This window comes from Streptomyces albiaxialis (assembly GCF_039530985.1).
In the GTDB taxonomy this organism is placed as follows: Bacteria; Actinomycetota; Actinomycetes; order Streptomycetales; family Streptomycetaceae; genus Streptomyces; species Streptomyces albiaxialis.
This window is the reverse complement of the sequence record NZ_BAAAPE010000009.1, coordinates 105,220-127,887: the sequence shown is the minus strand read 5'-3', so window position 1 is coordinate 127,887 and position 22,668 is coordinate 105,220. Positions and strand designations below refer to the sequence as shown.

Below are 22,668 nucleotides of genomic sequence, written 5' to 3'. Positions count from 1 at the left end.
AGCGGCATGGGCGTGCCCTCTGACCGGGGGGGGTCAGGGGATCAGGTCGAGGAATTCCCAGCGGGCCCCCGGCAAGGCGCCGCTGAGCCATTTGCCGCAGTTCTGCAGGACGACGGGGCCGGAGGTGATGTGCTGGGTCCCGGTCGCGAGATCGCGCAGGTAGCGGTCGATCGGGCCGCGCCGGATCGCCGCCGAGCCCGCCCAGCGGTGCACCATCTGCCCCACGTCCTGCACGGTCCACGTCGTGTGGTTGAGCGCCAGCCGGATCAGGGTGTCCTGCTCGGCGCTCAGCGAGCCGCCCGCGTCCAGGGTGGCCTCGACCCCCTCCCACACCTCCCGTACCCATGCCCGCGCCGAGCGGAGGCGGGCCTCCGCGGTCGCGTACTCCGCGTGGAAGTGCGCGGTGTCGACGGGGGCGTTGCGGCTGCCGGTCCTGGCCGCGGCCACGTTCCGCATCTCGTCGAGCAGGCGCCGTCCGACGCCGAGCGCCCAGCCGGTGTGGCCGATCGCGGCCATGTTGACCAGCCCGATGCGGTACATCGCGCCGCCGTTGGGCGGGTTCGTCGTGGTGCCGACGTAGGTGTGCGTCTCCGGTACGAACACGTCGGTGCAGCGGTAGTCGATGCTGTAGGTCGCCCGCAGTCCGAGGACGTCCCAGTTCTCGACCAGCTCCACCCGCGACTTCGGCATCGCGAGGATCCGCAGTTCGCCGCTGCCCTCGACCTGGATCGCGCTGTGGATGTGGGTGGCGTGCGCCATGCCGGAGGCGAACTGCCACTCGCCGCTGACCAGGAAGCCGCCCTCCACCGGGACGGCCCTGCCCGGGCGCGTGCCGTGTCCCGCGAGCAGCGCGTGGTCCCCGTTCGGGACGTCGGGGAAGAGGTCGGCCGCGGCGACGGGGCCGAGGTAGGCCGCGGTGCTGGCCGTCATGAGCTGGAGCGCCATCACGGTCCAGCCGGCGGTGGCGTCGTACCGGCTGAGGCGCTCCACGGTCTCGATGAGCTGGCGCGGCGAGAACTCGTGGCCGCCGAGGTTCCCGGGCAGTTCGGCGCGGATGAGTCCGGCGTCCAGGAGGGCCCGGGCGGTGTCCTCGGGGAGCCGGCCGAGTTCCTCGGCGGCGGGCGCGTTCGCGTCGAGTTCCGGGCCGAGCGCATCGATCCGCTGAAGCGTAGCGGGGAATTCCGGGCTGACATGTATCCCGGCCGAAATCGCCATGCTGGGGCCCTCCTTGTAATGTGAAACGTTCCGAATTCAATCAATTCGATCTCACGGGACGTTACTTCATTAAGGTGCGGTAACGCTTCTCTTGCGCCTCTCCACCCTCGTGCGGCCCACTGGCAGGATCTTGCACACGCGTTCGGGGCGGATTCATTTGTCCCGAGACCCCCCACAAAAATGCAAGGAGTACCAAGTGCGAGGCAACTCCCACATATCCGGGAAGAGCACGGCGCGCAAGAACGCGCTGCGCGGCGGGGCGCTCGTGGCGCTCGCCGCCATGGTCGTCGCCGCCGTCGAGACCGGCTCGGCGATGGCCGGCGAGGACAAGGGCGCGGACACCCAGGTCTCGGCCGCTCAGGCCGCCGGGCTCGGCGCCAAGGAGAAGCTCGTCAAGCGCGACGTCATCAAGGACGCCGACGGCACCACGCACACCCGGTACGACCGCACCTACGCCGGAATGCCCGTTGTGGGCGGCGACCTGATCGTCCATCGCGCCCCGTCCGGCAAGGTCACCACCACCAAGGCGAGCGACCACCGCATCGCCGTCAAGACCACCGTCGCCGCCGAGGACGCGACCGAGGGCGCCGACGCCACCGCCCTCGCCGCCGCCAAGTCCGAGAAGGTGACCGGGGCGAAGGCGGGCAAGTCCACCCGTATCGTCTGGGCCTCGGAGGGCAAGCCGCGCCTGGCGCTGCGCACCGTCGTCCACGGCACCCAGAAGGACGGCACGCCCAGCGAGCTGCACGTGATCACCGACGCCGAGTCCGGCAAGAAGCTGGCGTCGCTGGAGGAGAACCGCGGCTTCCTGACGGCCGGGCAGTCCAAGAAGGCCGCCGCCGCTGCCGCGCGGACGAAGGCCGCCGCGGAGGAGGGCACCGGCGCCAGCCAGTACAGCGGCGACGTCAAGCTCACCACCACCAAGGAGGGCAACGGCTACACCCTCACGGACAGCGAGCGCGGCAAGGGCCAGACCACCGACCTCGGCAACAAGGAAGACGACACCGGCAAGGGCGAGCCCTTCACCGACGAGGACAACAAGTGGGGCGGCAAGCGCCAGACGGCCGCCGTCGACGCCCACTACGGTGCCGAGACCACCTGGGACTACTACAAGAGCGTCCACAAGCGGAACGGCATCAAGGACGACGGCAAGGGCGCCCTCTCCCGCGTCCACTACGGCAAGGGCTACGTCAACGCCTTCTGGGACGACGCCTCCTTCGCCATGACCTACGGCGACGGCGAGGGCGACAAGAAGCCGCTCACCTCGCTCGACGTCGCGGCCCACGAGATGTCGCACGGCGTCACCTCCGCCACCGCGAACCTCAACTACGAGGGCGAGTCCGGCGGCCTGAACGAGGCCACGTCCGATATCTTCGCCACCGACGTCGAGTTCACCGCGAAGAACAAGAAGGACGCGGGCGACTACCTCATCGGCGAGCAGATCGACATCAACGGCGACGGCTCCCCGCTGCGCTACATGGACAAGCCCAGCAAGGACAAGCAGTCGCTCGACTACTGGTCCGAGGACGCGGGCAACGTCGACGTCCACTACTCCTCGGGCATCGCCAACCACTTCTTCTACCTCCTGTCCGAGGGCAGCGGGAAGAAGAAGATCGGCGACGTGGAGTACGACAGCCCGACCAAGGACGGCAGCAAGGTCAAGGGCATCGGCCGGGACAAGGCCGCCAAGATCTGGTACAAGGCGCTCACCGCGTACATGACCTCCACCACCGACTACAAGGACGCGCGCACGGCGACCCTCAAGGCCGCCGACGACCTGTTCGGCAAGGACAGCACCGAGTCCAAGGCGGTCGCCGCCGCCTGGACCGGCGTCAACGTCAAGTAGCGGAGGTCCGGATGAAGAAGCGCACCCGCATATCCCTGGCCTCCGCCGCGGCCCTCGGGCTCGCCGCGGGCGGGCTGGGCATCGCGCAGGCCACCGCCACCACGGCGCCGTCCCAGCCGCGCGCCGAGGCGCCGGACATCCCGGTGGAGAAGGTGCAGGGGCACCTCTCCGAGCTGCAGAAGATCGCCGAGGCGAACGGCGGCCACCGGGCCCACGGCTCCGAGGGCTACAAGGCGTCCATCGACTACATCAAGAAGGAGCTGGACGCCGCCGGCTTCACCACCAAGGTCGAGGAGTTCGACGGCCAAGGGGCGAAGGGCTACAACCTCGTCGCCGACTGGAAGGGCGGCGACGAGGCCAAGACCGTGATGGCGGGCGCCCACCTCGACAGCGTCGAGGAAGGCCCCGGCATCAACGACAACGGCAGCGGCTCCGCGACGCTCCTCCAGACCGCGCTCGCGGTCTCCGAGGGCAAGTACGAGCCGGGCAAGCACCTCCGCTTCGCCTGGTGGGGCGGCGAGGAGCTGGGCCTGCTGGGCAGCTCCGCCTACGTCAAGGGCCTGTCCGACGACGAGAAGTCGAAGATCTCCGGCTACCTGAACTTCGACATGACCGGTTCCCCGAACCCGGGCTACTTCGTCTACGACAGCGCGAAGGAGCCCGAGGGCTCCAAGGCCATCCAGGACTCCCTGACCGCCTCCCTCAAGGAGGGCAAGGTCGAGGCCGAGCCGCAGGACATCAACGGCCGCTCCGACCACGCCGCGTTCTCCGAGGCGGGCATCGCCAACGGGGGCATCTTCTCCGGCGCGGAGGAGACCAAGTCCCAGGAGCAGGCCGACAAGTGGGGCGGCAAGGCGGGCGAGGCCTTCGACCCGTGCTACCACTCCACGTGCGACACGACGGAGAACATCGACGAGAAGGCGCTGAACACCAACGCCGACGCGATCGCCAAGTCCGTCTGGGAGCTGTCGAAGTAGCCGAAGCAGCGGCCCCGTGCACTGACGCGTGACGACGGGCCCGTGCCGCCACCCGCGGCATGGGCCCGTCCCCTTTCCCGGACGCCTACGGCGCGTGCGCGAGCAGCACCGAGAGCCGGACGTCCTCGGTGAACCCCTCCCCGGCGGGCAGCGCCGCCCGGAGGCGTTCCGCGAACGCCGCGCGCCCCTCGGGCGGCGGCAGCGCGGACGCGGGGACCGCGGACCACACCCCGCCGACGATCTCCTCGAACGTCAGCGGGGCCCGGTACTCCGTCACCGTCTCCCGCACGCCGCCGTACCCCGCGTCCTCCAGCGCCGCCGCGTACCGCGCGCGGTCCTCGGGCCCCGTGCCGCACGACGCCTTCAGCTCCGTGCGGAAGTGCTCCTCCAGCACGCCCTTCAACGCCCGCGACCAGTCGCTGTCCTGGAGCCAGAGCGGCGCCCCGTTGGCGACCACCGCGACGCCGCCGCCGGGCCGCAGCAGCGGGAGCAGCGCCCGGAACAGCTCCTCGTGCCGCATCCAGTGCAGCGCCTGCCCGACCGTCGCCACCGCCAGTTGCCGCCCGCCGGGCCCGCCCAGCAGCGCGCCCAGCGCGGGCACGTCGGCGTCCGAGCCCAGCGCCCACACCGCGTTGTCCACGCCGCGCGCGGCGGCCGTCTCCCGCGCCAGCCGCAGCATGTCCGGCTCGGGGTCCATGCCGACGACCGTCCCGACGAGCCCCGCGAGCGGCACCGCGAGCTGCCCCGTGCCGCACCCCAGGTCGAGCGCGGCGTCGCGCTCCGTCAGCGCGAAGACGTCCCGCAGCGCGTCGAAGACCTCCGGCGGATAGCCCCGCCGGAACCGTGCGTAGAACTCCGCCACCTCGCCCGCGAATCCCGCGAATCCCACTGTCATACGGCCACGATCCGCGCTCCCGCCCGTACGGGGAAGATCGCGGGGCCCGCGATCGCGCAGGGCGGAAACGGGGTGCGTGCCCGCGGCGGCGCGGCGAGGATGGGGCCATGACCGTCCACGTCTTCCGCTGCGTCCGCTGCCAGGGCGAGGTGACCGGGCCCGTGCGCGAGGTGCGGCTGCCGGACGTCGACGACGCGCCCGTGCCGTACTCCCGCCCCGACGGTGAGGAGGAGTGCCCGCCGCGCGTGGGGCCCGGCGTCTTCGCGCTCGACCCGCCGCGCGAGCCGCGCGCCACGGGCACCGTCCGGCTTCCCGCCGGGCTCGCGGGCGTCGTGCTGGCCCGCGCCGACGTCCGGGGCGTCCGCCTCCACCCCGGCAGGGGGCGGCGCAACGGCTGCTGCGGGCTCGACGGCTGCGACGGCCCCAACCTCGTCTGCGCCACCTGCGGCACCGACATGGCGACCGAACAGTCGGACTGCTGGACGCCGCAGCAGGTCACGCTCCTCCCGGGCGCGGTCGCGCTCGTCCCGGTGTGAGGCGAGCCGCGGCGGCCGTTCGGGAGCGACGTCCCGGTGAGCGGGTGAGAGCCCGGTGACCCGTCGCCGGCCGCCGCGGCGGTCCGCCGGAGCGAGTACCACGCCGGCGGCTTCTACACCTCCCGCTCCTGGTCGCTCTCCAGCCGCTCCAGGATGCGGTTCATGCCGCTCGTCCAGTTGGCCTTGAGCGCGGCGACGGCGTCCTCCAGGCGGCCGTCGAGGAGGTGCTGGGCGATCAGCTCGTGCTCCTCGGCGGCCCGCTGGAGGATCTCCTCGTCGGCGATCAGGACCCGTTCGTAGCGGTGCACCGTCAGCTTCAGCGAGCTGATCATGTCCATCAGCCGGGTGTTGCGGCAGCCGGACAGCAGCAGGTCGTGCCAGGCGTCGTCGTACCGCTCGATGGTGCCGTGCGGGGCCTGCGGGGCCGAGAAGGCGCGGGCCTCCTCCAGCAGCCTGGGCGCGATCGACGCCAGGTGCTCCGGCGACGACAGCTCCAGGGCCAGCGACTCCAGCGAGATCAGGATCGCCGTCACGTCCCGCAGCTCGCGCGCCCCGATCGGGGCGAAGCGGAAGCCCTTGCCGCGCTCGCTGGTGATGATCCCCTCCCGTTCGAGGGAGATCAGCGCCTCGCGCAGCGGCGTACGGCTCACGCCGACCTCCTCGGCGAGCTGGATCTCGTTGATCGGCTCGCCGGTGTCGAGCCGGCCCTGCCCGAGCAATTCCAGGATCTCGTCCTTCACCTGCTCGCGCAGCGGCCGCCGCTCGATACCCATCTGACGCTTCCCCTTCTCGGTTGGTCGGTCCCGCGTGGGGCGGTTCCCGCCACGACGCCTCGATTATCTGCTCTCTCAGGCGGTTCCCGCGCCGTCCACGGCGATGACGGCGCCGCTCACGAACGCCGAGGCGTCGCTCGCGAGGAATGCCACGGTCTGGGCGATGTCGCGGGGCTGCCCGATACGTCCCAGGGGGCGGTCGGCCGCGTCGTCGTAGAACGCGTCCGCGCTCTCGCCGAGCTGCGCCGCCTCGTCCGCCAGCATGCCCGTCGCCGTGTCGCCGGGGCAGACGCAGTTCACCCTGATCTTCTCCGGGCCGTGGTCGATGGCCATGGCCCGGGTCATGTTCACGACCGCGCCCTTCGACGCGCAGTACGAGACGGCCTGCCCGCCGCCCTTGATGCCCCAGCCCGAACCCGCGTTGATGATGCTGCCCCCGCCGTTCGCGGTCATGTGGGGTATCACCAGGCGGCTGAGGAGCAGGACCGACTTGATGTTCACCGCCATCACCAGGTCCCAGTCCTCCTCGGTGATCTCCAGGACGGTCGAGCGGCGGATGATCCCCGCGTTGTTGAACAGCACGTCCACGCCGCCGAACCGCTCCACGGCGGTGGCGACGGCCGCCTCGCAGTCCTCGCGCCGCGACACGTCGCAGCGTACGAACGTCCCGCCCGTCTCCTTCGCCGCCTCCTCCCCCTTCTCGGCGTCGAGGTCGGCGAGCACGACGGACGCGCCCAGCTCGGAGAGGACGGCGGCGGTCGCCCGCCCGATGCCGGAGGCCGCGCCCGTGACGATCGCGCGCTTGCCGGTGAGGTCGATCATGAACACTCCTAGGTCGTGATGCGGTACATGGTGCTGGTCCCGCGTCCCGTGAGCACGGGCCGGTACCCGGTGAGCGCGGCGTCGAGCGCCGCGTCCCCGCTGTCGAGGAGCAGGGGCCTGCCGCCGAGCGCGGCGAGCTTGCCCTCGGTGGCGACGAGGACGAGCCGCTCGAGCCCCACGGCCCGGATCAGCTCGGGACCGATCTGCTGGTTCCCCCGCCCGAGGAGGAAGCCCTGGCCTCCGATGGGGGAGAGGACGATGAGGACCGCCCGGCCCTCGACGAGCTTCAGCAGCTCGTCGCCGGTCGCGTCATGGGCGACGACGATCGCCGAACGCCCGTACAGGGCGAGGACGTTGACGCCGGTGGGCGACACGTCGGCGCCGAGCGCGGCGGCGATGCCCTGCGTGGTGGTGCCGGGCCCGAGAACGAGCCCCGCAGGGAGGCGCCCCGAAGGGGCGCGGGGAACTGCGCGCCCGGCCACGATGGGCTCGCGGCCCGCGACGTCGGGGGAGGGGCAGCCCCTCCCCGGGGGCGCCACCCGCTCCGCCAGCTCAGCGGCGAGGCCCCCGACCGCCTCCGGGTCCACGGCCGAGCTGCCCGTCTTCCGCTGCTGCACACGCGCCGGAACGAACGGGACGGTCAGCCAGCCGTGCAGCCGGGCCGTGACCCGCCCCTCCCGGAGTGCCGCCTCGTCCCGGTCCATGACCTCGGCCCGGCGCAGCCGTACGCCGCCCGCGTCACGGACGTACGCCGCCGCGACCTCCCCGGCGGCACGGGGGTTCACGGCGAAGACCGCCGAGTGCATCTTGACGCCCGTGGGGATGCCGAGCACCGGCAGGTCCGAGGTGTCGCCGCCCAGCGCGTCGTGCACGTCCCGCGCCGTCCCGTCGCCCCCGGCGAAGAGCAGAAGCCGCACTCCCGCCGCCCGCAGCGCGCGGACCGCCGCGACGGTGTCACGAGCGGAGGTCGCGCACGCGCGCCCGCGGAGCGCGGCGCCCGCCGCGCCGTGCGGAGCGGACCCGGCGGCGCTTCGACCGGTCCCGGCCACGTCCCGCAAGCTGCCGCCCGCGCCGGGTCGGGCCGATTCGCGCTGGTCGCGGTCCGCGCCGGAGGCGGCTGTGCCGCCTCGCAGGGAGTGGAGGGTCACGCACCGTACCCCCGCGTCCGCCGCCGCCCCGGCCCCCATCGGCCCCTGGACCGTCAGCAGCTCGAACTCGACGCCGCGCGCGCGGAGTTCGGTCAGCGCGGCGGACGCGCGCTCGCCCGCGCGCGGGACGGCGCCCAGGGCACGCGCCCGCTCCTGCACGTCCGCGCCGTCGCTGCCCTTGAGGCCGACCCGGCCGCCGAGTCCGGCGACCGGGTTGACCACGAGCCCGATACGGAACGGGGTCACGCGTCGCCCAGGATCTTGCGGCGGTACGCGCGCCAGGTGACCGCCCAGGTCGCGGCGGACTCCAGCGTCTCCTCCTTCGTGCGGTGGATGGTCGAGCGGTGCGGGGCCGTACGGACGACCTCCGTCTCCTCGTACGCCTCGCGCGCGACCTCCGTGAGGATCGCCGCGTACTCGTCGAGGTCGGCCCGCGAGTACGACTCGGTCGGCTCCAGCGTCATCGGCTCGGGCACCACGTAGGGGTGGTGGCTGGTCCAGTAGTGGGTGCCGAAGTCGGCGGCGCGCAGGCCGATCTCCTCGCTGTGCACCCCGGTGTCCTCGTGGAGCTGCTCCCACGAGTAGCGGACCTGCTCGACGCGCGGGCGGCCCTCCGCGTACGGCACGGAGACGCCGCGTATCTCCCGGATCTTCGACAGCAGGTAGTTGTTGTTGAGGACGGCGATCTCGGCCGCCTCGCGCAGGCCCTCCGCGCCGAGCGACATGATCCAGGCGTAGGCGCGGACGAGGTTCGGGACGACGCCGTAGAACGGGCGGACGGAGCCGACCGATTCCGGGCGGTCGCGCTCCAGCCGGTACCGCTCGCCGTCGAACTCGACGGTCGGGCTCGGCAGATACGGCGCCAGCGCCTCCGTCACCCCGCAGGCGCCCGCCGCCGGGCCGCCGCAGGCGTGCGGGGTCGAGAACGTCTTGTGCAGGTTGAAGTGGCACAGGTCGAACCCGGCCTCGCGGGCGCGGGTGATGCCGAGGATGCCGTTCGCGTTGGCCTGGTCGTACGCGCACAGGCCGCCCGCCTCGTGGACGAGGCGGACGAACTCCTCGATGCGGGGGTTGTAGATCCCCGTGTCCTCGGGGTTGGTGATGAGGAGCGCCGCCGTGCGCGGGCCGACGGCCGCGCGCAGGGCCTCGATGTCGGGGTAGCCGTCGGCGTCCGGCGGCAGGGTGATGACCTTGTACCCGGCGGTCTTGGCGCAGGCCGCGTTGGAGGGGTGCGAGAAGGAGGAGGTGATGACCTCGTCGCGCTGCTCGCCTTCTCCCCGGGCCTCGAAGTAGGCGCGGATCATCGCGACGTTGGACCAGATCGCGGAGGAGCCGGCGGCCGGCTGGAGGGAGACCCGGTCCATGCCGGAGATCTCCTTCAGCAGCCCCTCCAGCCGGTACATGATCTCCAGCAGCCCCTGCACGGTGGACTCGTCCTGGAGGGGGTGCGCCTCGGCGACGCGCGGGTCGCGGGTGAAGGTGTCGTTCACCTTCGGGCTGTACTTCATGGTGCAGGTGCCCTGGCCGACATCGATGTTGAGATCGGCGCCCAGGTTCTCCTGCGAGAGCCGCAGATAGTGCCGCAGCACCTGCTGCTGGCCCAGCTCGGGCAGCGCGGGCGGGCTCGTACGGCGCAGCGCGTCCGGGAGCGCGGCGGCCGGGTCGCCGACGGCCGCGACGACCTCGGGCTCGGGCGCGGGCACGGAGACGCCGCGCTCGCCGGGCGTACCCAGCTCGAAGATCAGCTTCTCGTCCCAGCGCGCCTGATGGAACCGGCGCAGCACGGGCTTGGGCGCGATCCGCGCGTCCTCGACGGTGGGGTCTGCCCCGGTAGTACGGGCGCTCACTGGACGGTCTCCTTCAGCGTGTCGGCGAGCAGGTCGATGTCGGCGGCGGTCGTCAGCTCGGTGACGCAGTACAGGGCCTCGCGCTCGCTCCGGACGGCGCCGCCGAAGATGCCGCGCTCCAGCAGCGCCGCGCCCACCTCCTCGGCGGTGCGGGAGCCGGTGAAGCGGACGGGGAAGTCGGCGAAGTGCGTGGCGTCGGCGTGCGGGATCTCGACGCCGGGTACGTCCGCGAGCCGCCGCTTGGCGTACGCGGTACGGGCGAGGATCGTGTCGCCCAGCTCCCGCATCCCGTGCGGGCCCATCAGCGCGAGGTAGACCCCGGCGCCGATGCCGTGCAGCGCGGCGGCGGTGCCGACCCACTCGCGGCCCTCCTCGCGTACCGCGAACGAGGTCCGCTCGAAGGCGACGTCCCCGAAGCCGTACTCGCCCTCGACGGCCGTGGGCACCAGCCCGAAGAGGCGGGTGGGGAACTCGGCGACGAGCTTCTCGTCGTCCTGCGTGGCGAGGAACCCGGCGTTGCCGCCGCCGAAGCTCATGTGGACGCCGAGGGGCTGGATGTCGCCGCAGGCGATGTCCGCGCCGTAAGCGGAGGGCGGCGCGAGGACGCCCAGCGAGGCGGGGTTGCAGGCGACGACGTACAGCGCGCCCGCCCCGTGGGCGAGTCCGGCCAGCTCGGGCAGGCCCTCGTCGACCAGGCCCGAGTACGCGGGGGCCTCGGCCCACACCGCCGCCACGTCGCCCGCCGCGAGCGCGGCCCGTACGGCGTCGAGGTCCGCGCGGCCGTCGGCGCGCGGCGGGACGAGGGTGACCTCGTGCTCGGGGCGGACGTAGTCCACGACCTTGGAGAGCTTGTCGGGCGAGGTGTCGGAGACGGCGAGCACCCGGCGGCGCCCGGTGACGCGCCCGGCCATGCGCAGCGCGGTGCCGGCGGCCTGGAAGCCGTCGTACACGGGCACGTTGACGACCTCGGCCTCCAGCAGCTCGGCCATCAGCGACTGGTACTCCCACATGGCCTGGAAGCGGCCGTGGTCCTCGTAGGGCTCGCCCGCGTAGGCCGTCAGGAACTCGCTGCGGTTCACGACCTCGTCCACGACGGCGGGGACATGGTGCGCGTAGCACCCCGCGCCGAGGAAGGAGAGCGTGTCGCGGGCCGAACGGCCGCCCGCCAGCAGCCCGTCCATGTGCCGGACGAGGGCGGCCTCGGAGCGCAGCGGCGCGGGCAGGCCGAGGGGGCGGTCGAGGCGGAGCGAGGCGGGGATGTCGGCGTAGAAGTCCTCGACGCTCTTGGCGCCGACGGCGTCGAGCATGGCCCGCTTCACGTCGGGCGCGGAGTTCGGGATGTACGGGTGGGCCGGTGGGGGAGTCGCGGTCATGGGCCGCCTTCCGTGGTGAACGGGCTGGTCGGGGGATCGGGGGTGGCTGTCGCGGAAGTTGCTCCGTGCACGCCCCTTGACGCACAGGGTCCGTATTCCGTGTTCTGTATACAGAATTAAGCGCTGTGGCCGCAGGAGGCAAGAGTGCGCAGAGAATTGACCCGCAGAGCACTGCTCGCGGGAACGGGCGCGGCGGCCCTCTCCGCCGTCACGGGATGCGCCACGGGCGGCGTCACCAACCGGGAGGCCGTGCGGCTCGCGCCGGGGGCGACGACGCCCGTCAAGGGCGCGATCACCGTGTGGTCCTGGGACTCGGCGGCCGTCGCGCTGACCCGGCTGGCCAAGAAGTTCACGGCCCGGAACCCGGGCACGCGGATCAGCGTGGTCGACATCGGCTACGAGAACGCCGCGGACAAGATGACCGTGGGCCTGCGTGCCGACACCGGGCTCGCCGACGTCGTCACCGTCGACGGCCCCAAGATGCCCGGCTACATCGGCAACTTCCCGCAGGGGATGCACGATCTGACGCCGCTGGTGAAGCCGTTCACCGGCGACTTCGACCGGGCGGCGTGGCAGACGGTCACCTCCGAGGAGGGCCGGGTCTTCGCGCTGCCCTGGGACATCGGCCCGCTGGCGCTCTACTACCGCCGGGACCTCTTCGAGAAGGCCGGGGTCGACGCCGCGTCCCTCAAGACCTGGGACGACTACGTGAAGGCCGGCGTCGCCCTCAAGAAGAAGACCGGCGTCAAGCTGCTGATCATGGACCCGGCGGAGGACTCGTTCTTCGCCTGCCTGCTCCAGCAGCAGGGCCAGCGCCACTTCAAGGGCGGCAAGGTCGCGCTCGCCACCCCCGAGGCCGTCCGCGCCCTCGAACTCCTCAAGGCCATCGGCGACCGGGGCCTGATCCGCTGGGAGCGCGGCTGGGACGGCCAGGTCACCGCCACCAAGGAGGGCAAGTCGGCGACGCTGCCGACCGCCGCCTGGTGGAGCGGCACGCTCACCGCCGAGATGCCCGAGCTGAAGGGCAAGTTCGGCGTCGTCCCGCTGCCCGCCTTCGAGCCCGGCGGCGCCCGTACGTCCAACCAGGGCGGCTCCACGCTCTGCATCCCGGCCCAGAGCAAGAACCCCCGCCTGGCCTGGGCCTTCATCAAATTCCTTCTCACCGACAAGGACAACCAGGTGTCCATGCTCAAGCGCGAGGGGCTCTTCCCCGCCTACCTCCCGGCCCTGAAGGACCCGTACCTGAACGCGCCCCAGGCCTACTACGGCGGGCAGCGCGCCTGGAAGGTCTTCGCCGACCTCGCGCCGCACATCCCGCCCGTCGAGTACAACAAGGACGGCGCCAAGGCCGGGGACATCGCGCAGAAGGCCCTCACCGGCGCGGTGCTGCGCGGCAACGACCCGAAGCGGCAGCTCCGGGACTCCGCCGAGCAGCTCGCGGGCGCCACCGGCCGCGAGACCGTCGCGGGATAGGGCGCCCCGCCATGGCCGTACAGACCCCGACGGCACCCGCCGTCCGTGCCCCCGACCGGGCCGCCACCGCGGGGCGGCGCAGGCCCCGGCTCACCCACTGGCTCTTCACCGGGCCCGCGACCGTCCTGTTCACCGTCTTCTTCGCCTATCCGCTGGGCGCCAGCTTCTACCAGAGCTTCACCAGCACCGAGAACGGCAAGACCACCTGGGTCGGGCTCGACCAGTACACGCGGATGTTCCAGGACCCCTCGTTCCTCGACTCCATGGTCAACACCGGGCTCATCCTGGTCGTCCAGGTCCCGCTGATGATCGGGCTCGCGCTGATCCTCGCCGTGCTGCTCAACCAGTCCTGGCTGCGCTTCCGCGGCACCTGGCGCGCGGTCTACTTCCTGCCCGCCGTCACCACGCTCGTCGCCTACGCCGTCGTCTTCCAGGTGCTCCTCAAGACCGACGGCGGCCTCGTCAACCAGGCCGCCGACGCGCTCGGCCTCGCCCCCGTCGACTGGCTCAACGACCCCACCTGGGCCCGGATCTCCCTCATCGGCTCCATGACCTGGCGCTGGGTCGGCTACAACGCCGTCATCCTGCTCGCCGGGCTCCAGTCCATCGGCCGCGAGCAGCACGAGGCCGCGGCGATCGACGGCGCGGGCACGTTCACCACGTACACCAAGGTGATCTTCCCGCAGCTCCGGCCCGTGATCCTCTTCTGCGTGATCACCTCGACGATCGGCACGCTCCAGCTCTTCGACGAGAACTACACCCTCACCCGCGGCGGCCCCGACGACGCCACCCTCACCCCGGTCCTCTACCTCTACAAGGTCGGCTTCCAGCAGATGGACTTCGGCTACGCCGCCGCCATCGCCTGGGTCGTGGTCGCCGTCATCGCGGTGATCTCCTTCCTCCAGTTCCGCTTCTTCGGAAGGGAGCGCAAGCGATGAGCGCGCCCCGTACGGCCCCCCGGCAGGCCGCCCTGCTGAACCCCGCCACGGCGGGCCGCTGGCTGCTGCGGCTCGTGCTGCTGGTGGGCGGCGTCATCAGCCTGATCCCGTTCCTCTGGATGGCCGTCGCCTCCACCCACAAGACCGGCGACCTCTTCCACTCCCCGCCGCCCTTCCTCCCCGGCGGCGAACTCCTGCAGAACCTCCAGCGGCTCCAGGACTCGGTCGGCTTCGGGCGCGTGATGCTCAACAGCCTCGGCATCGCCGTCGTCCACACGGTGCTCAGCTCGCTGATCTCCGCGATGTGCGGCTACGGGCTGGCCAAGTTCCGCTTCCGGGGCCGGGGGCTGCTGCTCGGCGCGATCCTCGGCACGATGATGATCCCGCTCCAGGTGCTGCTGGTCCCGCTCTTCCAGATGATGGCCAGCCTCGGCTGGGTGAACACCTACCAGGCGATCATCATCCCGTTCCTGGCCAACTCCTTCGGGATCCTGCTGATGCGCCAGGGCTTCCTCGACTTCCCCGACGAGCTGCTGGAATCCGCGCGCATCGACGGCTCCGGCGAGCTGCGCACGTTCTACACGGTCGTCCTGCCCTGCGTACGGCCGCAGTTGGGCGCGCTCGTCATCTTCACGTTCATGACGCAGTGGAACAGCTTCATCTGGCCCCTGCTCATGCTCAACACCGAGGACAAGTACACCGTCCCCGTCGCCCTCAACACCCTCACCGGACTCTCCCGCGTCGACTACTCCGGGCTGATGCTCGGCTCGCTCCTCGCCACGCTCCCGCTGATGATCGTCTTCCTGCTCTTCCAGCGGCAGTTCGTGGCCGGGCTGCTCGGCGGCGCACTGAAAGGATGACCATGCACTCCGACACCCTGACCCGCGTCCCCGGGCTGCTCTACGGGGGTGACTGGAACCCCGAGCAGTGGCCCGAGTCCGTCTGGGCCGAGGACGCCGCGCTCATGCGCGAGGCCGGGGTCACCATGATCACCCTCGGCGTCTTCTCCTGGGCCCGCCTCCGGCCGGGCCCGGGGGAGTGGGACTTCGCCTGGCTCGACCGGCTCCTCGCCCTCCTCCACGAGCACGGCATCGCCGCCGACCTCGCCACGGCCACCGCCTCGCCGCCCGCCTGGCTCGTGCGCGCCCACCCGGAGATCCTGCCGGTCACCGCCGAGGGCGTACGCCTGGAGTTCGGCTCCCGGCAGCACTACTGTCCCTCATCGCCCGCCTACCGGTCGGCAGCCGCCGAACTGACCAGGAAGCTCGCCGAACGGTACGCCGGCCACCCCGCCGTAGCCCTCTGGCACATCCACAACGAGTACGGCGACCACGTCACCGAGTGCTTCTGCGAGGAGTCCGCCGCCGACTTCCGCCGCTGGCTGCGTGCGCGGTACGGCACCGTCGAGGCCCTCAACCACGCCTGGGGCACCGCCTTCTGGGCCCAGCGGTACGGCTCGTTCGACGAGATCGAGCCGCCGCGCGCCGCGCCGGGCCCCGTCAACCCGACCCAGAACCTCGACTGGCGCCGCTTCTCCTCCGACGCGCTCCTGGAGTGCTACCGGAACGAGAAGGCGGTCCTGGACGAACTCGCGCCGGGCACTCCGGTGACGACCAACTTCATGTCGATGTTCAAGGCCCTGGACTACTGGACGTGGGCGGCCGAGGAGGACCTCGTCTCCGACGACGCCTACCCCGACCCCGCCGACCCCCGCGCCCACGTCAACGCAGCCCTCAACTACGACCTGATGCGCTCCCTCAAGGGCGGCAGGCCCTGGCTGCTGATGGAGCAGGCGCCGTCGGCCGTGAGCTGGCGCGAGGTCAACGTCCCCAAACGCCCCGGACTGCAACGCCTCTGGTCCCTCCAGGCGCTCGCCCGGGGCGCCGACGGGATCATGTACTTCCAGTGGCGGGCCTCCGTCGCCGGGGCCGAGAAGTACCACAGCGCGCTGCTGCCCCACCGGGGCACGGCCTCGCGCGGCTGGCGCGAGACCGTGCGCTTCGGCGCCGAGCTGTCCCGGCTGGGCGAGCTGGCGGGCTCGCGCGCGAGCGCCGGGGTCGGCATCCTCCTCGACTGGGATTCCTGGTGGGCCCTCGAACTGGACGACCACCCCTCCGCGCGGATGCGCTGGCGCGAGCTGCTCGCCGACTGGTACGCGGCGCTGTGGGAGCGGAACGTCACCGTCGATTTCGTCCACCCCGGCGCTTCGCTGGACGCCTACCGAGTTCTGCTCGCCCCCAATCTGTATGTGCTCCGGGCCGAGCACGCGGCGCTGCTCGAACGGTTCGTGTCCGACGGCGGCCACCTGGTCTGCGGCGGCTTCAGCGGCGTCGTGGACGAGCACGACCACGTCCATCCCGGGGGCGCGCCGGGCCCGTTGCGGGAGCTGTTGGGCGTGGCGGTGGACGAGTGGTGGCCGATCCCGGACGAGGAGTCGGTGCCGGTCCGCCTCCCGGACGGGGAGGCGGAGGCCACGCGGTGGAGCGAGTGGCTGGAGCCGGTGGACGACGTCGAGACGGTCGCGGAGTACGCGGCCGGGGAACTGAAGGGGCTCCCGGCGGTCACCCGGCGGGGCCGGGCCTGGTACGTGAGCTGCCACCTGGGACCCGCGATCGGGGCCGTCCTGGACCCGGTGCTGGCGGAGTCCGGCGTCCGCCCCGTCGCCCCCGGGCTCCCCGTGGGCGTGGAGGCGACGGTCCGCCGGGGGCCGGACGCCGCGTACCTCTTTCTCCTCAACCATGGAGAGGGTGCCGTCTCCGTGCCGGTGCCGCCGGGTACGGACCTCGTCTCCGGCGACCCCACGGGTCCCTCCCTTTCCCTCCCCCCATCAGGAGCAGCAGTAATCCGCCACGCTTTTGGCCAACCCTGACAGGGCTTGCCCCCGCTTCTCCCCGCTGCGCTTGGGAGGTCTGCCATGGGGGATACCCCCTGCTCGAAGAGCTCGGGGGAGCAGGGCCGGCAAGCGCAGCCCTCTTCGCCGGGTGCCCCGCGACGGGGGCTGGGTTCGGGGTGCCCCGGGCTGTGCTTCGCAGGCTGCGGCTGCGCCGTGGCTTGTCGCGCAGTTCCCCGCGCCCCTCAGGCCGACAGGCTGTGCGCCCACGCGGCGGAGCCGCACATCGAATACAGCCCCGTGCCCCTGGAGGGGCAAGCCCCCTGCGTCAAGTCACCGTAACGAAAGGTGAACCACTCGACATGAGACGTGCCCTCACCGCCTGCGTCGTCGTCGCGGCCGTCGCCGCACTACTGGCGCCGGCCACGGCAACGGCGAACCCGGCGGTCAAGCCACCGTCGTACGGCGACGTGCTCGACATGCGCGGCGTCCCGGAGACCGCCCACCCCGGCGGCAAGGAAGAAGACGACGGCAACCCCGTCAACGTCTTCGCCGACCAAGGGGCCTGGCACGCCTACGCCCTGCCCGACGAGAAGAAGAAGGAGAGCTGGGGAGGGTTCAGCGGGCCCCTCTACATCGCGCAGGAGTACCCGTGGTGGCTGAGCGACGCGTTCAGCCGGCTCCGGCTCACCGAGGACGGGAAGCCCCTGGACCTCGCGGCAGGCGGCAAGCCGGAGTTCACGGGCCTGCCCGGCGTACTGCGGCAGAGCTACCGGCTCGACGGCGGCCTCCGCCTCACCCTCGACCTGCGGTACGCCACCGACCGCACCGCCCTCGTCCGGGCCCGCGTCACCAACACAGGGCACAGCGCCCGCACCCTCCGCGCCGGCTGGAGCGGCAAGCTGCTGCGGCCGGCGAAGAAGCCGATGCGGGACGCGCCGTCCCTCAAGGCCACGGACACCGGCGTCGGCGTCGACTTCGCCCGCGTGCGCGAGACCTGGGACTACCTCACCGACGGCACCGAACGTTTCGAGGTCCGGCACGCCGAGCCCGTACGGACGTCCGTCGAGAAGGACTCGTACCGCACGGACCTCGAACGGCCCCTGCGCGTACGCCCGGGCGGGCACGCGTCCCTCGACTGGACCGAGTCGTACACCTTCACCCGCGCCGAGCGGCAGCGGGAGAAGGCGCGGGCGGCGCGGGCGCTGCACCGGCCCGCTGAGGTCACGGCGCGCGGCGAGGAGCGCTGGGACGGCTACGTGCGGAAGGCGACGCGCGGCGTCCCCGCCGACCGGCGCCGCCTCGCGGTGAAGTCCGTGGAGACGCTGATCTCCAACTGGCGGAGCGCCGCCGGGATGCTGCGCCACGACGGCGTGACGCCGTCCGTCTCGGACAAGTGGTTCGCGGGCGGCTTCTGGGCCTGGGACTCCTGGAAGCAGGCCGTGGGCACGGCGCGCTTCGCGCCGGGGCTGGCGAAGGACCAGATCCGTTCGATGTTCGACCACCAGGTGCGCCCCGGTGACAAGGACCGGCCGCAGGACGCGGGCATGGTGCCCGACGCCGTGTTCTACAACGACGCCGCGCGCGACGGCGGCAACTGGAACGAGCGCAACTCCAAGCCGCCGCTCGCCGCCTGGGCGGTGTGGGAGGTCTACCGGCAGACGGGCGACCGCGCGTTCCTGCGCGAGATGTACCCGAAGCTGACCGCGTACCAGGAGTGGTGGTACCGCAACCGGGACCACGACCGCGACGGCCTCGCCGAGTACGGCGCGACGATCGACCCCGCGAACAAGACGCCCGAGGACGCCCGGCTGGCGGCGGCCTGGGAGAGCGGCATGGACAACGCGCCCCGCTTCGACGCCGCACTCGGCACCAAGGCCCTGGAGAACACCGGCCCGGACGGGAAGAAGCTCGGCTTCTCCGTCAACCAGGAGTCCGTCGACCTCAACGCCTATCTCGCCGCCGACCAGGACCACCTGGCCAAGATCGCCGCCGCCTCGGGGCACGGCAGGGAGGCCGCGTCCTGGCGTACTCGCGCGGCGAAGACCCACCGCGCCGTACGGGAGACGATGTACGACCCGAAGACCGGCTGGTTCTATGACACCTCGCTCGGCGGCGAGCGGCTCACCGCGCGCGGCCGGGGCATCGAGGGCGCGATCGCGCTGTGGACGGGCACCGCGAGCCGATACCAGGCCCGGCAGGCGCGGAAACTCCTCGTCTCCCCGGACGAGTTCGCCACGAAGGTGCCGTTCCCGACGGTCGCGAAGAGCTCGCCGTACTTCGCCCCCACCAAGTACTGGCGGGGCCCGGTCTGGCTCGACCAGGCGTACTACGCGGCGGAGGGCCTGCGCCGCTACGGCTACGGGCGCGACGCGCGGGAGCTGATGTCGCGGCTCATCGACGCGACGGGCGTGGGCTCCACGAAGGACCCGATCCGCGAGAACTACGACCCGACGACGGGCAAGGGCCTCAACGCCGCCAACTTCTCCTGGTCGGCGGCGCTGCTCCTGCCCCTGCTGTAGCCCTGCGGGGCGTCAGTCCAGGACCGCCGTGGCCTCGATCTCGACCAGATGCTCGGGCACGTCGAGCGCCGCGGCGCCCAGCAGGGTGCCCGGCGGGACCGGGGAGGTGCCCAGCTTCGCGGCGGCGCGGGAGACGCCGTCCATGAACTGCGGCATCTTGTCGGGGGTCCAGTCGACGACGTGGACGGTCAGCTTCACCACGTCGTCGAAGGTGCCCCCGACCCCGGCCAGGGCGGTCGCGACGTTGAGATAGCACTGCTCGACCTGCGCCGCCAGGTCTCCCTCGCCGACGGTGACGCCGTCGGCGTCCCAGGAGACCTGCCCGGCGACGAAGACCAGGCGCGAGCCGCTCGCGACCGCCACCTGACGGTAGGCGCCGACCTCCGGCAGCCCCTCGGGGTTCACCAGGGTGATGGACATACGGTTCCCTCGTTCGTAGTCACTTGTGGTTACTCGGGAACCGTAGGAGAGTGTGCGCTGACATGGAAGAACGCACTTTTCGGTGACTGGGGAACCTCATGGTGACCAAGCAGGTCAAGGACGGTACGGGCGCGGTGGACGAGGCCGATCTGACGCGGGCCGACTCCCTGGCGCGGGAGATCTTCTCGGACGTCGCGAACAAGTGGGCGTTCCTGATCATCGAGACGCTGGGCGAGCGCACCCTGCGCTTCGGCGAGGTGCGCGACGCCATCGAGGGCATCAGCCACAAGATGCTCACCCAGAACCTGCGGATGCTGGAGCACAACGGCCTCGTCGAGCGGACCGTCCACCCCACCGTCCCGCCCCGGGTCGAGTACACCCTGACCGAACCGGGGCGGGGCCTGCGGGCGACGGTGGACGCCATGTGCGCCTGGACCCACCGCTATCTGGCCGACATCGAGGCCGCCCGCGGCCGTTACAGCACGAAGCCCTCGGGGAACGGGTCGCGCGGGTCCAGCAGATAGTTGGCCGTGGCCGTGATCCACGCGCGGCCCGAGAACTCGGGGACGACCGCCGGGAGACCGGCCACCTCGGCCGTGTCCACCAGCCGCCCCGTGAACCTCGTACCGATGAACGACTCGTTCACGAACTCCTCGCCCAGCCCCAGCTCGCCGCGCGTGTGCAACTGGGCCATGCGCGCGGACGTGCCCGTGCCGCAGGGCGAGCGGTCGAACCAGCCCGGGTGGATCGCCATCGCGTTCCGCGAGTGCTTCGCGGTGGAGCCGGGCGCCAGGAACTGGACGTGCTTGCAGCCGCCGATCGCCGGATCGGCGGGGTGCACCGGCCGGTTCCGCTCGTTGACGGCGTCCATCAGCGCGAGGCCCGCGCGCAGGATGTCGTCCTTGCGGGCGCGGTCGAACGGCAGGCCCAGGTCCGCGAGTTCGGTGATCGCGTAGAAGTTGCCGCCGTACGCCATGTCGTAACGGACGTCGCCCAGGCCCGGGACCTGGACGACCGCGTCCAGCTCCAGCGCGAACGCGTCGACGTTGCGCAGCGTCACCTGCTCCGCGACCCCGTCGCGCACGGCCACCCGGGCCTCCACCAGCCCCGCCGGGGTGTCGAGCCGCACCACGGTCTCGGGCTCGCGGACCTCGACCATGCCCGTCTCCACGAGCACCGTCGCCACGCCGATCGTGCCGTGCCCGCACATCGGGAGGAAGCCGCTGACCTCGACGTAGACCACGCCCCAGTCGGCGTCCTCGCGCAGCGGCGGCTGGAGGAGGGCGCCGCTCATCGCGGGGTGGCCGCGCGGCTCGTCCACGAGGAAGCGGCGCAGCCCGTCGAGGTGCTCGACCGCGTACCGGCGGCGCTCGGCCGCCGTCGCGCCCGGGATCGGGGCGAGGCCGCCGGTGATCACCCGTGTCGGCATGCCCTCGGTGTGCGAGTCGACGGCGCTCAGCGTCCGTACGGAGCGCATCAGTCGCCCACCTCCCGTCCTTCGCGCAGGCTGGCGATCGCCTGCTTCATCGCGGCCTCGACCTGCTCGCGGTGGTCCGGGACGAGCGGGCCGCGCGGCGGCCGGCACGGGCCGCCGTACCGGCCGACCAGCTCCATGCCCAGCTTGATCGCCTGCACGAACTCCGTGCGCGAGTCCCAGCGGAACGCCGCCACCAGCGGCTCGTACAGCGCGCGGGCCTCCGCGAGGCGCCCCGCCGTGGCCAGCTCGTAGAGCCGGGCGGACTCCGCCGGGAAGACGTTCGGGAACCCGGCGAACCAGCCCGTCGCGCCCATCAGCAGGCTCTCCAGCACCACGTCGTCCGCGCCGCTGATCACGGCCAGGTCCGGGGCCTTCTCGCGGATCTCCAGGACGCGGCGGACGTCCCCGGAGAACTCCTTGACCGCGACGACGTTGTCGATCTGCGCCAGCTCGGCCAGCAGGTCGGGGGTGAGATCGACCTTGGTGTCGAGCGGGTTGTTGTACGCCATCACCGGCAGGCCGACCGCCGCGACGCGCTCGTAATGCGCCACGATCTCGCCCCTGTTGGCCCGGTACAGGGTCGGCGGCAGGCACAGCACGCCGTCCGCGCCGTCCTCGGCGGCGGCCTCCGCCCAGCGCACGGCCTGGTGCCAGCCCACCCCGTGCACGCCGAGGACGACCGTGCCGGTCCCGTCGCCCGTGCCCCGGACCGCCTCGATCGCGGTACGGCCCACGGCGCGCCGCTCCTCGTCGGTCAGCGACGAGTACTCGCCCAGCGAGCCGTTGGGGCCCACGCCCGCGCAGCCGTTCTCCACCAGCCAGCGGCAGTGCTCGGCGAACCGTTCGTGATCGACCGCGAGTCCGGCGGGCGCCGCGGGGTCGGGGTGGTAGGGGAGCGGGGTGGCGACGACCACGCCGCCCAGCGAATTGCTCTGCATCAGGCACTCTCCTCAGGTGAAGGCCCGTACGACGGGCCGGACTCGGGTACGGCCTCGGGTACGGACTCGGGTACGGCCTCGGGTTCACGGGCCAGCTCCCCCAACCGAATGGGCTGCGCGACCGGCCGCCGGTACGCGGCGAATCCGTCCTGCCCATCGGCCCCGGGCACGGGATTTCCGGGCACGGCCGCCGTCCCGACGTCCGTTTCCGGCGCCGGGTGGTCGGGGCGGCCGTCCGGTCCGGGGGCGGGAGTTCCCTGTACGGCCGTCGCGCCGGCGTGGCCGGGGCGTCCCCCGCCCATGCCCGTGGCCGGGGGCGTGAGGCGGGTTGTCAGCTCCGCCACCGTCGCGCCGCACACCCGCCCCTGGCAGGGGCCGAGGCCCGCCCGGGTGACGAGCTTGGTGACGCGCGGGTCGCCCGTGGCGGGGTCGGCGGCGGCGGCGCGCAGCGCCCCGTACGTCGTCCCCTCGCAGCGGCACACCACCGTCCCGTCCCGCAGCCAGCCCGCGTCGCCGGACCAGCCCGGGCCGACGGGGTGGGCGCGGGCCAGGCGGGCCGCGAAGGCGCGCGCCTGGGCGCGGGCGCGGCGCAGCGGGCCCAGCACGCGGGCCGCCGGGTCGCCGCCGCCCGCGCGCCA

General features: G+C 72.4%; 20 protein-coding genes. 9 read left to right on the top strand and 11 right to left on the bottom strand.

The features are described 5' to 3' along the window. Nucleotides 1-33 precede the first annotated feature (33 nt). The gene (locus ABD343_RS18640; RefSeq protein WP_344529561.1) at nucleotides 34-1,215 is read right to left on the bottom strand and encodes an acyl-CoA dehydrogenase family protein; all 1,182 of its coding nucleotides are present in this window, start codon (nucleotides 1,213-1,215) and stop codon (nucleotides 34-36) included. Nucleotides 1,216-1,495: 280 nt separating this feature from the next. Here ABD343_RS18640 and ABD343_RS18635 point away from each other — a divergent pair, with 280 nt between their 5' ends. Continuing rightward, nucleotides 1,496-3,061: a M4 family metallopeptidase gene (locus ABD343_RS18635; protein WP_344529962.1), complete on the top strand. Its 1,566-nt coding sequence runs from the start codon at nucleotides 1,496-1,498 to the stop codon at nucleotides 3,059-3,061. A gap of 11 nt (nucleotides 3,062-3,072) precedes the next feature. Next, entirely contained in the window at nucleotides 3,073-4,038 is a 966-nt protein-coding gene (locus ABD343_RS18630; RefSeq protein ID WP_344529560.1) for a M28 family metallopeptidase, read from the top strand. Between the two features lie 85 nt (nucleotides 4,039-4,123). Here the strand turns inward: ABD343_RS18630 and ABD343_RS18625 are convergent, their stop codons facing one another. Further along, a complete protein-coding gene (locus tag ABD343_RS18625; protein ID WP_344529559.1) occupies nucleotides 4,124-4,933 on the bottom strand; it encodes a class I SAM-dependent methyltransferase in 810 nt (269 codons plus the stop codon). A gap of 107 nt (nucleotides 4,934-5,040) precedes the next feature. Between ABD343_RS18625 and ABD343_RS18620 the strand changes: the two genes are divergently transcribed. Then, a complete protein-coding gene (locus ABD343_RS18620) occupies nucleotides 5,041-5,469 on the top strand; it encodes a hypothetical protein (RefSeq protein WP_344529557.1) in 429 nt (142 codons plus the stop codon). A 113-nt stretch (nucleotides 5,470-5,582) separates the two neighbouring features. On the opposite strand, the gene ABD343_RS18615 is transcribed toward ABD343_RS18620, so the two are convergent. The 5 genes from ABD343_RS18615 to gcvPA form a co-directional block, all read right to left on the bottom strand. Continuing rightward, entirely contained in the window at nucleotides 5,583-6,242 is a 660-nt protein-coding gene (locus ABD343_RS18615) for a GntR family transcriptional regulator (RefSeq protein WP_344529555.1), read from the bottom strand. A 75-nt stretch (nucleotides 6,243-6,317) separates the two neighbouring features. Next, a complete protein-coding gene (locus ABD343_RS18610; RefSeq protein ID WP_344529553.1) occupies nucleotides 6,318-7,064 on the bottom strand; it encodes an SDR family NAD(P)-dependent oxidoreductase in 747 nt (248 codons plus the stop codon). 8 nt (nucleotides 7,065-7,072) lie between these two features. Beyond that, nucleotides 7,073-8,458: an ATP-NAD kinase family protein gene (locus ABD343_RS18605; protein ID WP_344529551.1), complete on the bottom strand. Its 1,386-nt coding sequence runs from the start codon at nucleotides 8,456-8,458 to the stop codon at nucleotides 7,073-7,075. Beyond that, nucleotides 8,455-10,059 (bottom strand): aminomethyl-transferring glycine dehydrogenase subunit GcvPB, encoded by a 1,605-nt coding sequence (gcvPB, locus tag ABD343_RS18600; RefSeq protein ID WP_344529549.1) that lies wholly within the window; start codon nucleotides 10,057-10,059, stop codon nucleotides 8,455-8,457. Before gcvPB ends, ABD343_RS18605 begins: the two co-directional genes overlap by 4 nt. Beyond that, nucleotides 10,056-11,432, bottom strand: coding sequence for an aminomethyl-transferring glycine dehydrogenase subunit GcvPA (gcvPA, locus tag ABD343_RS18595; protein ID WP_344529547.1), 1,377 nt, complete (start codon nucleotides 11,430-11,432; stop codon nucleotides 10,056-10,058). Before gcvPA ends, gcvPB begins: the two co-directional genes overlap by 4 nt. Nucleotides 11,433-11,576: 144 nt before the next feature. Between gcvPA and ABD343_RS18590 the strand changes: the two genes are divergently transcribed. The 5 genes from ABD343_RS18590 (at nucleotide 11,577) to ABD343_RS18570 (ending at nucleotide 19,195) form a co-directional block, all read left to right on the top strand. Continuing rightward, nucleotides 11,577-12,905 (top strand): ABC transporter substrate-binding protein, encoded by a 1,329-nt coding sequence (locus ABD343_RS18590; RefSeq protein WP_344529545.1) that lies wholly within the window; start codon nucleotides 11,577-11,579, stop codon nucleotides 12,903-12,905. 11 nt (nucleotides 12,906-12,916) lie between these two features. Beyond that, nucleotides 12,917-13,843, top strand: a complete 927-nt coding sequence (locus ABD343_RS18585; protein WP_344529543.1) for a carbohydrate ABC transporter permease — start codon at nucleotides 12,917-12,919, stop codon at nucleotides 13,841-13,843. Continuing rightward, nucleotides 13,840-14,703 (top strand): carbohydrate ABC transporter permease, encoded by an 864-nt coding sequence (locus ABD343_RS18580; RefSeq protein WP_344529541.1) that lies wholly within the window; start codon nucleotides 13,840-13,842, stop codon nucleotides 14,701-14,703. Before ABD343_RS18585 ends, ABD343_RS18580 begins: the two co-directional genes overlap by 4 nt. A 2-nt stretch (nucleotides 14,704-14,705) precedes the next feature. Beyond that, nucleotides 14,706-16,712, top strand: a complete 2,007-nt coding sequence (locus ABD343_RS18575; RefSeq protein WP_344529539.1) for a beta-galactosidase — start codon at nucleotides 14,706-14,708, stop codon at nucleotides 16,710-16,712. 323 nt (nucleotides 16,713-17,035) lie between these two features. Further along, nucleotides 17,036-19,195, top strand: coding sequence for an MGH1-like glycoside hydrolase domain-containing protein (locus ABD343_RS18570; RefSeq protein ID WP_344529537.1), 2,160 nt, complete (start codon nucleotides 17,036-17,038; stop codon nucleotides 19,193-19,195). 12 nt (nucleotides 19,196-19,207) lie between these two features. On the opposite strand, the gene ABD343_RS18565 is transcribed toward ABD343_RS18570, so the two are convergent. Beyond that, the gene (locus ABD343_RS18565; protein ID WP_344529535.1) at nucleotides 19,208-19,615 is read right to left on the bottom strand and encodes a RidA family protein; all 408 of its coding nucleotides are present in this window, start codon (nucleotides 19,613-19,615) and stop codon (nucleotides 19,208-19,210) included. Between the two features lie 98 nt (nucleotides 19,616-19,713). Between ABD343_RS18565 and ABD343_RS18560 the strand changes: the two genes are divergently transcribed. Next, nucleotides 19,714-20,139 (top strand): winged helix-turn-helix transcriptional regulator, encoded by a 426-nt coding sequence (locus ABD343_RS18560; protein ID WP_344529533.1) that lies wholly within the window; start codon nucleotides 19,714-19,716, stop codon nucleotides 20,137-20,139. Here the strand turns inward: ABD343_RS18560 and ABD343_RS18555 are convergent. From ABD343_RS18555 to ABD343_RS18545, 3 genes are all read right to left on the bottom strand, one after another. Beyond that, nucleotides 20,091-21,092 carry a proline racemase family protein gene (locus ABD343_RS18555; RefSeq protein ID WP_344529531.1) on the bottom strand — a complete coding sequence of 334 codons (1,002 nt, stop codon included), beginning with the start codon at nucleotides 21,090-21,092 and terminating at the stop codon, nucleotides 20,091-20,093. The two genes, ABD343_RS18560 and ABD343_RS18555, sit on opposite strands and share 49 nt — an antisense overlap. Continuing rightward, nucleotides 21,092-22,030, bottom strand: coding sequence for a dihydrodipicolinate synthase family protein (locus ABD343_RS18550; protein WP_344529529.1), 939 nt, complete (start codon nucleotides 22,028-22,030; stop codon nucleotides 21,092-21,094). Before ABD343_RS18550 ends, ABD343_RS18555 begins: the two co-directional genes overlap by 1 nt. Next, a partial coding sequence (locus tag ABD343_RS18545; RefSeq protein ID WP_344529527.1) for a bacterioferritin-associated ferredoxin occupies nucleotides 22,030-22,668 on the bottom strand: 639 nt, incomplete at its 5' end. The genes ABD343_RS18550 and ABD343_RS18545, both read right to left, overlap by 1 nt.

What these genes read in the sequence shown, in the direction of transcription:
- ABD343_RS18570 (WP_344529537.1), top strand. Translation starts at nt 17,036, where the DNA reads ATGAGACGTGCCCTCACCGCCTGCGTCGTCGTCGCGGCCGTCGCCGCA.
- ABD343_RS18640 (WP_344529561.1), bottom strand. Translation starts at nt 1,215, where the DNA reads ATGGCGATTTCGGCCGGGATACATGTCAGCCCGGAATTCCCCGCTACG.
- ABD343_RS18560 (WP_344529533.1), top strand. Translation starts at nt 19,714, where the DNA reads ATGGTGACCAAGCAGGTCAAGGACGGTACGGGCGCGGTGGACGAGGCC.
- ABD343_RS18610 (WP_344529553.1), bottom strand. Translation starts at nt 7,064, where the DNA reads ATGATCGACCTCACCGGCAAGCGCGCGATCGTCACGGGCGCGGCCTCC.
- ABD343_RS18625 (WP_344529559.1), bottom strand. Translation starts at nt 4,933, where the DNA reads ATGACAGTGGGATTCGCGGGATTCGCGGGCGAGGTGGCGGAGTTCTAC.
- ABD343_RS18555 (WP_344529531.1), bottom strand. Translation starts at nt 21,092, where the DNA reads ATGCGCTCCGTACGGACGCTGAGCGCCGTCGACTCGCACACCGAGGGC.
- ABD343_RS18630 (WP_344529560.1), top strand. Translation starts at nt 3,073, where the DNA reads ATGAAGAAGCGCACCCGCATATCCCTGGCCTCCGCCGCGGCCCTCGGG.
- ABD343_RS18585 (WP_344529543.1), top strand. Translation starts at nt 12,917, where the DNA reads ATGGCCGTACAGACCCCGACGGCACCCGCCGTCCGTGCCCCCGACCGG.
- ABD343_RS18565 (WP_344529535.1), bottom strand. Translation starts at nt 19,615, where the DNA reads ATGTCCATCACCCTGGTGAACCCCGAGGGGCTGCCGGAGGTCGGCGCC.
- ABD343_RS18615 (WP_344529555.1), bottom strand. Translation starts at nt 6,242, where the DNA reads ATGGGTATCGAGCGGCGGCCGCTGCGCGAGCAGGTGAAGGACGAGATC.
- ABD343_RS18550 (WP_344529529.1), bottom strand. Translation starts at nt 22,030, where the DNA reads ATGCAGAGCAATTCGCTGGGCGGCGTGGTCGTCGCCACCCCGCTCCCC.
- ABD343_RS18620 (WP_344529557.1), top strand. Translation starts at nt 5,041, where the DNA reads ATGACCGTCCACGTCTTCCGCTGCGTCCGCTGCCAGGGCGAGGTGACC.
- gcvPA (WP_344529547.1), bottom strand. Translation starts at nt 11,432, where the DNA reads ATGACCGCGACTCCCCCACCGGCCCACCCGTACATCCCGAACTCCGCG.
- ABD343_RS18635 (WP_344529962.1), top strand. Translation starts at nt 1,496, where the DNA reads ATGGTCGTCGCCGCCGTCGAGACCGGCTCGGCGATGGCCGGCGAGGAC.
- ABD343_RS18575 (WP_344529539.1), top strand. Translation starts at nt 14,706, where the DNA reads ATGCACTCCGACACCCTGACCCGCGTCCCCGGGCTGCTCTACGGGGGT.
- ABD343_RS18580 (WP_344529541.1), top strand. Translation starts at nt 13,840, where the DNA reads ATGAGCGCGCCCCGTACGGCCCCCCGGCAGGCCGCCCTGCTGAACCCC.